Here is a 12,210-nt window from a genome sequence, read left to right on the forward strand (position 1 = left end):
CCGAGTACCGACACGCTTTTAGGGGCGGAAAACGTTAAATCATGCCCTTCACGGTGGACGTTTTTACCGTTTTCCATGCGTTCAAGACTTTGGCTATTGGGTAAACGCCCCTCCAGGATTTCACCTAATTGGTCTTTAGTGACTTCTCCCTCAAGCCCGAGGGATTTAGCGCCTTCGCCCATCCAACGGGCTTCAAGGTTGCCGAGGAAATAATAATTATCTTCATGGGTATAATAATTTGCCGCATTATTGGCAATCGGTGCAACAGTCAGCATTACCACATCTCCGGTTCATCATGATCATCATTTATGCGTTTTGGCTTTTCTTGAGAAGATTTGGGTCGGTTAAAAATTTCCTTTTCGTCCTGACGCATGCGGGTGTAACTGTCATACAGGTCTTGTGGGTTTTCTTCGCGCTCCGTGGTCGCACCCAACACTTCCCCCGTTTCAGTGTTGACGCGCAAATTATCAACAACCACTTCCCGTCCCCCTTGGCTTTCTGACGAAGTTTCGGATGATGCAGTTTCCGATGTTATCGGTGTGGGGCTTTGTGTAACTGACGTCGGTGTAAGCTCAACGATAGACTGTGGTTGAGTCTGAACCACTTCCGAAGCGGTGTTGTTTTGTGTGGTATCAACCGGTATTTCAATCGGTTTCCCGCTAATTAAGCTATCAATGGCCTGATTGACCACCTCAGGGAGCGCCCCCATGCTTAACCGCTCGTCAATTTCAGCTTCAATCTCTTGGTCTAAGCTGTCATTGACTTGTCGGGGGATAAATTCTTCCGCGACAACTTTCAGCTTTTCATATTTCATGGCGTGTTTAATGACCGGGTATTCCCCAGGAAATGTGATATAACAGGTTAAATCGGGCAGCTTTTGCACATCGGAGTAGTTGACTAAATCTACATCCTCTTGCTGCTTACTGAATGACACACCGTCACGTACCGTTTCAGGACCAAAGCTATATTGCTCACTCGCTACTTTTTTACGGGTTTGCCCGAGCTGGCCCCGCACCCAATTGGCGATACTTTCATCGGGAGAACGAAAGAAGAAACGCGTATTAAGCAAATCCATCATCGCATCGGCATTTTCATTCCCATAAGTCACATTCAGTTGCGCCTTATTTTGAAAACCAAGAATAAAACACCCGCCAAACTTACGGCCTTGAGACAAAATAAGGGGCAAATTCGGTAACTGGTGCAATGAAATCAATTCGTCGTAGATAAACCACACACGGCGCTCGCGGTTATCTCCCATTTCCAGTAACGTATTGGCGGCTTGCGATAACCACATGGAAATTAACGGCTTTAATGACTCATGCTCACGCTCATTACTGGTGATCCACAACCAACCGTGACGTTTTTTCGGTTCATTGACGGTTTTCATCCATTCACGGATAGCAAATGGGGATTTGCCATTGCGCTCAATCCCTTGTAGGTAGCGCAGTGCTTTAACATAGTTGGTCAGAACACCCCGAATAGATATGGCAGTTTTTTCTACCTTCTCTTCCATCAGGTTACTGGCTTCAGTACCTGCCACATAGGCACGTAACGTTTTGAGGTCAATAGCCAATAAAGTCCGCAATAACTTGTTATAACTGCGTTTTGGATCAGCGCCCAGTTTTGAAGACACCGTTGTGAAAATAGTCCGTGCTGACCCCGTCCAAAAAGGGTCTTCTGAGGTACTTTGAGGGATAAGGGTATTGGACGCGCTATCAAAATCAGGTGTCGTGACACATTCACTCCATAAATCCCAATTTTCACACCGTTTATCCAGTGGGTTCAGTAACTTATCAATGTTTTCATTGTAATGCTGTTTAATTAATGAACACCCTTTATCATAAACAATAACCATGTCACCTCGTTTGCGGAGCTGGATAAGTAATTTATTGAGGGTATTTGATTTTCCTGAGCCAGGCGTACCATGCATTAGCATGTTTTGGACTTCACTATTAAGCTTTAGGGGTAATCCGTCAAAAGTAATCGGTGACGCTTCGCGTCGTGCATGAAGCAGGTTGCGAACAGACTTAATATCTTCCGTGAGTGTACGACCGCCTATCACATCATCATTCGCTTGACGCTTACCTAAGCCATGAAACACGCGGTAGATGACAAAAAACAACACAATAATAACAATGCACGCCCATAACAGAGATAACCCCAGCTCTTGCAACACAATGTTCCCGGCATAGATCATGTAGTCATCTTTTAATATGGCTTCCGACGTAAAGCGATAAAGTTGTCCATCAAAATCCACTTCATAAATGGGGGCTACACGATATAATGCTTTTTCACCGCCTGCGGTTAAATATAACCACCAATATAATCCGCCATTTTTAATTTCTTGCAGCGGCACTTTAAAATAAAAAATCACTGGAAAAATCATCAAAAAAAGGAGGATAAGCCAAAAGGATATTCGCTTATTCACTTGCATGAACATGCCGAGCATATAGCTAAAGACTTGTCCACCCTGCGTAATATGCTTGGTTGAACTCATAATAAGATCACTCTAAAAAATAAAATTCAGCGACAGGAGATAATTAAAAAAATCTCCTCATTATTACTTATTTAATACTCTCGATAGCTAATTAAATTTTCAATTAAGTAAAATACTATTTCTTCTATTTAAAGCGGAGGTTTAATATAACGATAAATATCCCGAATAGAGTTTCGCATTATAGAAAATTTAAAAATTAGTTTAATTTGAAATGGGTTTTCCTAAACTTTATTTAGATTTAATCTTTCCTTTAAAATACGTAGATACTCCTGAGATTGAGTCGCGCACAATGTCACACCGAAATCACGCTCTAATTCAAGTAATGTAATAAATTGCCCGATATTCTCAGATGACAACATTTTCGGATGTTGGGTAAGATAATCGCTAATCTTAGCCGAATTCAAACCGTGCTCACCAAAATAAGTCAGGTAGTCACGAATATAAATCTTATCCGACTGATTCGGTTTTTGATGACCAATAACATATCGTGCGCATTGGGTAATAATTTGTTCAGAGTATGGACTTTTCACTTCACGACTTAATGCGGAGCTGGATAATATTAAAAGAGTGCTCAAAAGCACGGCTTTATTAACCATTGATTTTTTCATTATAACCTCGGATTTTATAGTCATATTAAAGAATGAAATAATTCACAAATTTAGTTATTTGGAACGAAAGAACTCTTGGCGCTCGACACAACTCACACAGTACTGAACGCCAGGTAACGCGATCCGACGAGCAAGCGGGATATTATCACCGCACTCAACACAAACTTTTGCACTCTGTCCCTGATACTGAGCACGTTGACTCAATCTTAGAGACAGCAAAAAATCGCTCTCAGCTTGAGAGACATCAATTTCATCAGCCATTGGAAACCTCTTGAGACGAGACATTCTATTCCCCTGAAAAATTTATTATTTAGGGGAATAGAATGTTAACAAACGAAGTGCGTTAGTAATTATAGTTGCTCTAATTCACGATTTTTCTTTTCTTGTTTCATTTTGTTTCTATACGCATCTAATTCCTTTTTATACTTTTTATCCATGTATACGACATCCATTTTAAAACTCATATGTGGCGCATCAATCCAAATTAACACATCATCTTTTTCAAATCGTGCATATTGATCCCCCACAAATGGAATATCTTTCTTAACTAATTTATACTTACTTTTTAATGCATCGAAAAAATAATTAAATCGATGTTTTTCGACAACTAACCAAACGCCTTTCACATGATCATCTTGAAATATGACTTCAGCCTTTTTGATCCCCTCAATGGGTATTTCACTGCGCTTTAATTCCCAAACAGCGCCATCTTTATTTTCAATGATATAATTCTTTTCAATATCCTCTTTTGTATCTTGATTAATGGTTATTCCAATAACACTCACTTCCGCATAGGTGAAGAACGAGACAAATAACATTAACAGTATACTTATTTGCTTCTTGATCATTTACGCTCCTTATTATTGTTAATGGCAACAGTCGGTGGCCAAGTCGGTTGCAATTCAACCCGTTCTTTTAAATTATCATGATCGGGCAATAATTTTTGATTTTCTTTTTCCTTTGCAAGTCCTTCTTCGTGTTTTTGTTTCTTTTCTTGGTATTCTTGTTTCAGTTCAGCATGTTTTTGTTGGATAGGGCGCTGACCTTTATCGATGTATTCTTTGGTGGATTCAATATCTCTCTGAACTTGATTTTGTTTCGCCTCGACACTGGATTTCACACCATGTTTAACGCCCGCATCATCCGCTAAACTTTGAATAACCTCATTATTAGCGTCATATTGATAACGAATATCCCCTTCAGACATCCCGCGATAGCTTGATTCGGTATTGTCCATAGATTCAATTTTACCGTGGTTATTTGCATAATCTGATTTCAATTTCGGAAGAAGATTGGTATCGACAAACTGTTTAGCCAAACCATCGAGCTCTTTGGCGACCATCGGGTCACTGGTATTGCCGAGCAATTCATCCGCGCGGTCAGGGGCATATTGACGAACAAAACTGGCAAATTGCTGGTCAAAGACACGGTCAATTTGTGCACTGTTATTTTCCGCCCAGTTCGCCATATCACTGTATTCTTGGCTCTTCGTTTTATTCAAAGCGTATTGTTCATGATACGTATCGGCGACATTAAGCGAGGCAGCGAATTGTTGGATATGGGAATTTGCTTCATTGTCATTTTGGCTCGCCCCCGTTGTCATGCTGCTGCGGTCAAAATAATCCCTTGCCTCTCTAAACTGCTGTTGTAGCTGTGCATTTTGGTCATGACGCATGTCTTTACTTTCATTGCTGGATTCTTGCGTGCCGTGTGACGACCCCGTAGATCCTGAAATATTGGCATCAGCATATGCGCCAGCCTCAATACCAGTTAGCTTACCTAATGGCAAACCAACCTCGCCTTTAGTGCCTGCTGTTATTGTTCCCCTAGATGTTTTGTCCATCAACTCATTATAGGATGCTTGTGTCGTCAAGCCATTGGCTTTACCATAGGCCTCGGCAATACTCCACACTTTATCCATCGCTGCTTGATGATTGACACCTTCACCACTATCGCTTTGTTTCGATAATGTAGAACTATCGCCATTTTGCTTATGAAATTGCGATAACATATTCCAACTGCTGTTCACGGCATGTTGGTTCATTTTTTGTGCGTTCATCGCTTGCACTTCGGCATGTTTAGCGCTTTGTTGTAAGGAACTCACCGCTGCGTTACTGCCTTTAATCGATACGGCCAGTCGAGACATTGCGCCACTGATATCCATGACTTCTTGCCCGCTACTGGTTACGGTACTGCTTGCCCCACTGGATAGTTGACGCGTCATCTGACCATCACGGAAGCTGGCATTGGTATCCCATTTATTGCCTGCTACGTTGCCTGTTTGCATATTATTAAATGACCATGTTCCATCCGCCGCTTGAGAAGAGGTGGAGGTCGCCGAACTGTTGATGGCAGTTCCCAAATAATTCCCTGCTTGCGCGAAGGTCGGCCCTAAGCCTTTCACTATCGCAATGGCAATAAACGGTATCGATATCGACAACCAACCCGCGATTAATCCGATATCGCTGTGCATTTGTTGGATACTGGCTTGATTGGCTAAATTAAAATCCATTCCGCCTGTTTTTCCTCGCAAGTAAAAACTGGTCGCATAATTTAAAATGGCGAACATGGGCGGCCACGATTGCAGGTAAATGATGGACATAATGTAATTGAATAACATTTTGACGGATAAAGAGTGAATAACCGCCAGTAAGATAAAAATGGGAAAAAGCGCAATCACTAACGACAACAAAATGGTATTCAATATCGGCACAAAGGAAACAGCCACCTGAGATGACGTCGCCCAACTTAATCGCATTTTATTGTATGAAGACGTGGACGCTAAGTTCACTAAACTCGCTGTATCACCACTTTGTGCACTGTAAGCACTGATGCCATTTTTAAGCGCGTTCATCACGACAGATTTCCGCATTAATTGACTGGCAGATTCCCCTCCTTGGTAATAAAAATTATAGCTATCCCCGAGCATACTTCCATATAACAATGCTGCATTAGGTCTTCCCCCGAATATTTGCTTCACCGTGTAATCCCAAGTCTTTCCCCCTACCGAAGTATCAATACCTAATTGGGGTTTCAATACATGGTTAGCTATATCTGCACAGGTCCAAAATCCACTTTGCGCCACACCATTTTGGCCAACCGCGGCACTATTTCCATAGGGCACAATAATGCCACGCAAGGGGCTTGGTTTTTGGAAAATCAGCGTGTAAGGGTCACGAGTACTCATCAGTTCTTGAAAAGAATACTTATGGTTAATTAAAATATCCCCTATCACACAGTTTTTGGTATACAACCCCATCAACTCGGCAAAATCTCCATCAACGCTCATTATATCGCTGAGGTTTCCGACTAAATTGGCCCCAAATAACATACCGGTTTTACTGTAAGTGAGGGAGTCTGGTGTATGGAATATCATGTCATATAGCTCAGTTAAGCTGGTTCCAATCGACGTAATAAATCGAGCCGGAACCGCTAACCCCAACGGGACATTGTCGACTAAATACACCCCCGTCGGGTTGGTACGGTCAATAATCTGTACAGTGCGTTTAGGGACCAATAACACACTAGACACTAAGACAATGATGACAGCAAACTTGATTAACTCTTTAGGGTCATGGGCTTTCATAAACGACATCAATACCGATATCGCAGAAATAAATAGCACAATGCGGAACATTGAGTTCCACGTATCAGAGCCTATTAGTGCAGCAACGCCGTTGAATACTTGCATCATGTATTCACCGCCGCCGAGCACATAGACGGTATCGATTACGGCCATATTGAGGCTCCTTTATTTACTTGATTCTGGATTGACAATATTGAATCGGGTATTTTGCATAAACCGTTCTTGTAGCTGACTGGAGGTTTGTTGGCGTAGGTAACTCATTTGTCGCTCCAGCTCAATCAAGATATTAGCTTTGGTGTTGACCATTTGTTGTAAGGATTCCAATTGGCGAGAGGCTTCGGCGATGTTCTCCCGCAGCGGTTTCACTGCTTCTTCCATGTAATTTCGGCTTCCCATCGCCGATTTTGCTTGGTCTATCAACTCTTGCAGGTACTGAAGTAAAATGTCGTAGGCAATATAATCGGCCAGAGCTGGCAATAAATTGGCTTGGATATTCAGCTGCATCGGGTCAACCAAATACTTCAAAATGGGGATAGAGGTACTTTGTATAAAGCCTTTTTCTTTCGCACTTAATCCTTCGTCACTGCGTAATTTTCCTTGAATACCTTCAATCATCGCTTTCGTCATCGAGATAAGACCATTTTTACTGGTGATGGTGATTTTTTTACTTTTTAATTCCAAACAATCCACCGTAGACACACACCCCTCTATGGTCATCGTGCCGCCTTCCATCAAGGTTTTGATAAGTTCTTGTCGGTTGACTTTTGGGATAGTGCTTTTGACATTACCTTTAGCATCAAAAATCAGTGTCCCCGTGAGGTTCATCACCAATTCTTTTAACTCATCATCCCCCGATAAAAACTGGCTTTTGGCTAAAATTTCCCACATCAAGTTTTTGTTTTGCATGATTTGGTCTTTCATGTTTTCAGGGGCTTTATTAAACGCATTATTCATCTGCCCGCCGACCGTACACCCTTGACGAGAAGCCGCCCAGTCTTCAAACAGATTGGTCGCCCCCCCAATGTCTTGACAGATTTTTTGCGAGGCCACGGTATTTGTCGGCCATAATCCCCCGATGATGCCCTGAGCTGCCTGACACGAAGAAATATTTGTGCTGTTAATATCTGCGGCCATTTTTTGTAAAAAATCTTTTGCCGATTTCATTTCAGGTACAGTGGTCTGTAACGCTAAATCAAATAAGTATCCCGCGCCGTTGGTCATCAACTGCTTCACAAACTTTTGCAACTCTTCCCCCCTCAAGTAGGAGAATGACCCCAAATACGCATCAATCCCACCACACCCTGCATTAATCGACGGCGGCGTAAATGACGCAATCTGCAACTGTTTCACTTGGCTTCGCAAGAATAAGTTACCGCCTGTCGCATAACCCGCCGCTTGTCCTTCCCATGCGCGGGCATCGGTAGCATTGCCTTCAAAGCCCAGTTTATTGAAGAAGCTGTTCATATCGCTGTTCACATTGGCAACCGCCACCGTTTGGCTGAGTAATGTCGTGCACATCACCGCAATCATTCCTTTACGCATTGGGACCTCCTAATTGAAGATGAGCATACCGACACGCCACACAGGCAGGGTTTATCGCCCTATTCCAGGCTAGAATAGGATTCATTAAATCATTCATTGTGGTAAACCTTATTGAGTGCCATTACCCGCAAGGTCGTTGCGTATCGGCATTAAAGAGTAAAGTGAGATAAAAAGAGGTATAACGAATTAAGAAAGAACTAAATATTCAACGCTTGAATACTAAATGTGGTGACTAACATTTCTTTTATCACAGAAAAATCATGATTGATTGATGAACGCAAGTAGCGGTAAAACCCTCGACTATGTCCACAAAGCCTCAATGAAAAACATAATTGATAGGTATCATTAAATCTTCCCTCAATCATCCAGCCCCATTTAAGCTTGGGCAATGGAGATTCCATATCCTCCCGTAAGAGTCGTTCAAATCGCCCTGCTTGTTCCGTTGTAGACACAAATGCGATATAGGGCTTCCGATAGTCAACAGGCCAACCATGTCCCTGGCAGGATGCATAAGTGCTAAAGCCGCATTGATTAAAGGTTTTCACCAACGGTTCAATCCGCGGGTCTATAATGTGATAGTCCCGCTTTTTCATTTAGCTAACTTCTTTTTCAACCGAGTGATTTTAAACTGCGCAAAGTAATATTCGGTCCAAGAAAATGCAGCTATCACAAAGTGTTTTATCGCAACACCCCAAAAACAAAAAGGTACAACATACATAACCACATTCCACAGTCCTTTTGTTCCTATGTAGTTAGGGTCAGCATCGAGTTTACTCTCCGCCCAACACGCCAGCTCAAAAGCCTTATGCATCACAAACCAAAGAACAAAACCCGCTATGACATAACCAATAAATTCAGGAAGACTATGGTCGTGGCGTTTCGCTTCGCGAGATTGATATCTTCTTAATTCACGAATTCTTTTTTGATGCTTTGCATTTTGCTCACAATGTATTTCATCATGATTTTCGGTATCGACTTGATTATCTCTCATCATACGACCTGTATTTTCAAAAGTTAAAGAAAGGCCAGGTGTTAAATACGTATCCAACTGGCCTAGTACTAAAAAAGTGATTTATTACGAACTCTTCCTGGTTTTACGTATTTTCAGCCAAACCTCTGCGGCATTGGACGCAATACCGCCATAAATACAAACCATCAGTAATAATCGCCCTGCAGCCAAACTCAGAAGAGTTAATGGAATGAGATACGCAAACTGAGACATCAATGTCCCCATTAATGACTCAGATTCACTCATTTGACTGGCAATTTTCACCACCCGCGGTGTAAAAAAGGTGTTTAAGAGTACCCACGATACATAAGCCGATAACAATAATGAGGTAAAAGAGTAAAAATGTGGCCGCAATGTATTCTTAATCGGTGTATCACCAACAATACGTTGCTGAACTTCCTCACTAAATGACACACCACTTCTTACCGTGTTTGCTTCAAAACTCATCTTTTCTGAACATTTTTTCATGATTGATTTCCTTAAATTTAAATTGCACTGCATGACTGGCTCATTGGAAATGAGTCAGGAACGGAATAATCGGTATTGGAATGTTTGTATTCTGAAGTGATACAGGACACTGAGTTGGCTTAACTGAGAGTCTTTGAAAACTTACTTTTAATCTGTTGCTTATACTTACAAATAAGACCGTAGGTCATATAAAAGAAGGGAATACTGAGGCTCGAAAATGATAAGACAAAAAATAATTCACCAAGACAGCGAAAAGCAAATTTCAATTGGAATTGAACTTGTTCAGTTAACCAGATGGAATTTTCAGGTTTTGCAGCCTGAGTCACCAGAAAATCATCAAAAAAGTAAAGCACTAATAATGTTGCCGCCGCAAAGAAAAAAGCCACATACAGAAACGTAATCATTATCTTGACATTATAGCGTCTGGTATAACGCTCAATATGTGGATTTCTTTTATCGCTCATTTAAATCTCCTTTATCTCTTTATTGTGCCGCTATCATTAAATTGCTGTGAATACGGTTCATCACATCCTGCATATCTGTCAGCCCTTGCAGGAGCGGATAAGTCCGTAGCGTATTCACCTCAACTAAAAACACTGAAGGCGTCACAACTTGCATGCCTGCCCCAAAAAAAGTCTGAACCACTTCTGCGGGTGCGGGTATGGCGTTGGGAAACGCCATATCGCCTTGACCATCGAGCGTGTAAGCAAAAACCTTAAATTCTGTTTGCGCTGAAAGTAAGGCTAATTGTGGGTCAAACTGCTGGCAATACGGGCACTTAGCTTGCATAAACAGCACCAAGGTATAATCATTTAAATTGACGACCTTTCCATTGGGTAATCGGTACGGCTTAACGGCGACCGTATTGATATTCGTTGGCGGTGTTTCTTCTTCAGTGACGGCTTCACGCTCGGTCGGGGCGGTTTTATGGGCTTCAAGCTCCGCAATATCGTCCATCACACTCGACTGCGCCAAACCACTGAAAAACAGCACCATGACTAACATCATTATTCTCACGATGTTTTCTCCTCATCCTCCGGAAAAATTGTTGGGGCTTTGATGCGCTGCCAAGCTTTAATTACCGCATAAAATAAGCCAGCTAAACTGGTTGCAGCACCAATGGCAAACAAGAAAACCATACCCGAATCTTGGATGAGTCGCAGAGTTTGTACTGTCGATTCACTGAGTATTTGATGCCGCATGTCCATTAAGAGATAAATCAGCCCATAAAAAATCAAAGAGGCAAAAATCAGGGTCATCCCCAGGTAAATCAACGTATTTTCAACTAAACGCTCTTTCATCGTAGGTTTCATTGCTCTATATCCTTAATTACTAAAAATGACCATGCCGTTTATTCACTCTCGGACACGGTAAAAATCATTTGATTATCATTAATGCTCAAGGTGTTAAGTCGGTATTTATCGATAAACATCCGAACAAAATGGAAAATATCAACACTGTCAACGAATTCGACTTGTTTATGTTGAAGATCCCAATCTTCTTGGCTAATACGTGGAAAAATCGTGGGCCCAAATCCACTTTCCATGGTCAGAACAAATCTCCCCAAAGGATGAGCAATCACTAACTCATGGATTTCATTATCAGCACGATAACTAGACCAAATAATTCGTGTGATGACGGGGAAATAACACGTAATATCCTTAAAAATGAGCTTTAACGCGAATGATGCGGTCACGCCACCATGCGCATAGATTTGAAACAAACGTGAATTGCGTATTTTTTGATGCCTTTTCATTATTCAATTCCCTCAATAATTAGGCTTAAAATCCGTGGCAACATCTAAAAAACGGCGAGCTAACACATCCTGAGTCATAAACCCGTAGGCGAGCGGTTGGTAATGTTCACTTTTCGGGTCAACTAAGAACAACGCGGGAAAATGCGTGATCCCCATTTTCGCCACATGTCCCGCGTCGGGTCGTGTCTCTGGCAATGCTTCACTGCGAACCCCATCAACTGACACTGGAATAAGGGCGATTTGGTGTGATTGAGCAAAATCTCGAACCACGATGGCTAACTGGTTATCCAGTGGGTCTTGTCCGCGATAAAAGAAAAATACGCCGTATTGTGACGATAACGATTGAATAGCCGCTTTTTCCTTCTCTTGCAGTTGGGATAATTGCAGGGGCACGGTACTGTTGTAATGGCTGTGTTCGAGGTTGTAATCAAGTGCAGGGTCAAGCAATAACCCTTTTTGCACAGACCGCTCAAATTTACCCGATTGCTCTAGCCAAAAACGTTGATAGGCCATGTATCGCAAGGCATTTTCTGGTGATGGCTGCATAATTGCCGTGTCTAACGCTTCTGCCGTTAACTTTTGCATCACCTTTTTTTGTAAGGTCGGTGACAACGTAGAAAGTGGGATTTGCTCTGGCTCTGGCGGCTCTTCATCCTCTTCGGGCTGTGGCTCGTTATACCAGTGCCAACCAACGATAGGTTCATCCACATACGTTCGTGTTTCTGCTTGTTCGCCATGGTTGGC

15 protein-coding genes are annotated in these 12,210 nt (G+C 42.1%); all 15 read right to left on the reverse strand.

The features are described from left to right. The coding region (locus AC4IFO_RS22110; protein ID WP_490737638.1) for a relaxase domain-containing protein at positions 1-275 on the reverse strand (275 nt) is incomplete at its 3' end. Further along, entirely contained in the window at positions 275-2,497 is a 2,223-nt protein-coding gene (traD, locus tag AC4IFO_RS22115; RefSeq protein WP_490737640.1) for a type IV conjugative transfer system coupling protein TraD, read from the reverse strand. The genes AC4IFO_RS22110 and traD, both read right to left, overlap by 1 nt. Before the next feature lie 221 nt (positions 2,498-2,718). Then, on the reverse strand, positions 2,719-3,105 hold the full coding sequence (locus tag AC4IFO_RS22120) for a hypothetical protein (protein ID WP_490737642.1): 387 nt from the start codon (positions 3,103-3,105) through the stop codon (positions 2,719-2,721). Positions 3,106-3,159: 54 nt separating this feature from the next. Next, positions 3,160-3,390: a TraR/DksA C4-type zinc finger protein gene (locus tag AC4IFO_RS22125; RefSeq protein ID WP_490737644.1), complete on the reverse strand. Its 231-nt coding sequence runs from the start codon at positions 3,388-3,390 to the stop codon at positions 3,160-3,162. Positions 3,391-3,455: 65 nt separating this feature from the next. Continuing rightward, a complete protein-coding gene (locus tag AC4IFO_RS22130; protein ID WP_490737646.1) occupies positions 3,456-3,953 on the reverse strand; it encodes a hypothetical protein in 498 nt (165 codons plus the stop codon). Then, positions 3,950-6,844: a conjugal transfer mating-pair stabilization protein TraG gene (gene traG, locus AC4IFO_RS22135; protein ID WP_490737648.1), complete on the reverse strand. Its 2,895-nt coding sequence runs from the start codon at positions 6,842-6,844 to the stop codon at positions 3,950-3,952. Before traG ends, AC4IFO_RS22130 begins: the two co-directional genes overlap by 4 nt. Positions 6,845-6,856: 12 nt before the next feature. Continuing rightward, positions 6,857-8,233: a conjugal transfer pilus assembly protein TraH gene (gene traH, locus AC4IFO_RS22140; RefSeq protein WP_490737650.1), complete on the reverse strand. Its 1,377-nt coding sequence runs from the start codon at positions 8,231-8,233 to the stop codon at positions 6,857-6,859. Positions 8,234-8,430: 197 nt separating this feature from the next. Then, entirely contained in the window at positions 8,431-8,826 is a 396-nt protein-coding gene (locus tag AC4IFO_RS22145) for a hypothetical protein (protein WP_490737652.1), read from the reverse strand. Further along, positions 8,823-9,281: a hypothetical protein gene (locus AC4IFO_RS22150; RefSeq protein WP_490737654.1), complete on the reverse strand. Its 459-nt coding sequence runs from the start codon at positions 9,279-9,281 to the stop codon at positions 8,823-8,825. The genes AC4IFO_RS22145 and AC4IFO_RS22150 overlap by 4 nt, the downstream gene beginning before the upstream one ends. Positions 9,282-9,308: 27 nt before the next feature. After that, positions 9,309-9,710 carry a hypothetical protein gene (locus AC4IFO_RS22155; protein ID WP_490737656.1) on the reverse strand — a complete coding sequence of 134 codons (402 nt, stop codon included), beginning with the start codon at positions 9,708-9,710 and terminating at the stop codon, positions 9,309-9,311. Between the two features lie 119 nt (positions 9,711-9,829). After that, positions 9,830-10,174: a hypothetical protein gene (locus AC4IFO_RS22160; protein WP_490737658.1), complete on the reverse strand. Its 345-nt coding sequence runs from the start codon at positions 10,172-10,174 to the stop codon at positions 9,830-9,832. Positions 10,175-10,193: 19 nt separating this feature from the next. After that, positions 10,194-10,718 (reverse strand): type-F conjugative transfer system pilin assembly thiol-disulfide isomerase TrbB, encoded by a 525-nt coding sequence (gene trbB / locus AC4IFO_RS22165; protein ID WP_490737666.1) that lies wholly within the window; start codon positions 10,716-10,718, stop codon positions 10,194-10,196. A gap of 5 nt (positions 10,719-10,723) precedes the next feature. Further along, the gene (locus AC4IFO_RS22170; RefSeq protein ID WP_490737660.1) at positions 10,724-11,023 is read right to left on the reverse strand and encodes a hypothetical protein; all 300 of its coding nucleotides are present in this window, start codon (positions 11,021-11,023) and stop codon (positions 10,724-10,726) included. A 38-nt stretch (positions 11,024-11,061) separates the two neighbouring features. Further along, a complete protein-coding gene (locus tag AC4IFO_RS22175) occupies positions 11,062-11,466 on the reverse strand; it encodes a hypothetical protein (RefSeq protein WP_490737662.1) in 405 nt (134 codons plus the stop codon). Between the two features lie 12 nt (positions 11,467-11,478). Continuing rightward, the coding region (gene traF / locus AC4IFO_RS22180; protein ID WP_490737664.1) for a type-F conjugative transfer system pilin assembly protein TraF at positions 11,479-12,210 on the reverse strand (732 nt) is incomplete at its 5' end.

Source organism: Providencia sp. UF-224 (genome assembly GCF_058245955.1).

Bases quoted from the DNA above. Each gene is read 5' to 3' on its own strand.
- AC4IFO_RS22145 (WP_490737652.1), bottom strand. From the start codon at position 8,826: ATGAAAAAGCGGGACTATCACATTATAGACCCGCGGATTGAACCGTTG.
- AC4IFO_RS22160 (WP_490737658.1), bottom strand. From the start codon at position 10,174: ATGAGCGATAAAAGAAATCCACATATTGAGCGTTATACCAGACGCTAT.
- AC4IFO_RS22125 (WP_490737644.1), bottom strand. From the start codon at position 3,390: ATGTCTCGTCTCAAGAGGTTTCCAATGGCTGATGAAATTGATGTCTCT.
- trbB (WP_490737666.1), bottom strand. From the start codon at position 10,718: ATGATGTTAGTCATGGTGCTGTTTTTCAGTGGTTTGGCGCAGTCGAGT.
- traH (WP_490737650.1), bottom strand. From the start codon at position 8,233: ATGCGTAAAGGAATGATTGCGGTGATGTGCACGACATTACTCAGCCAA.
- AC4IFO_RS22120 (WP_490737642.1), bottom strand. From the start codon at position 3,105: ATGAAAAAATCAATGGTTAATAAAGCCGTGCTTTTGAGCACTCTTTTA.
- AC4IFO_RS22155 (WP_490737656.1), bottom strand. From the start codon at position 9,710: ATGAAAAAATGTTCAGAAAAGATGAGTTTTGAAGCAAACACGGTAAGA.
- AC4IFO_RS22175 (WP_490737662.1), bottom strand. From the start codon at position 11,466: ATGAAAAGGCATCAAAAAATACGCAATTCACGTTTGTTTCAAATCTAT.
- AC4IFO_RS22130 (WP_490737646.1), bottom strand. From the start codon at position 3,953: ATGATCAAGAAGCAAATAAGTATACTGTTAATGTTATTTGTCTCGTTC.
- traD (WP_490737640.1), bottom strand. From the start codon at position 2,497: ATGAGTTCAACCAAGCATATTACGCAGGGTGGACAAGTCTTTAGCTAT.
- AC4IFO_RS22170 (WP_490737660.1), bottom strand. From the start codon at position 11,023: ATGAAACCTACGATGAAAGAGCGTTTAGTTGAAAATACGTTGATTTAC.
- traG (WP_490737648.1), bottom strand. From the start codon at position 6,844: ATGGCCGTAATCGATACCGTCTATGTGCTCGGCGGCGGTGAATACATG.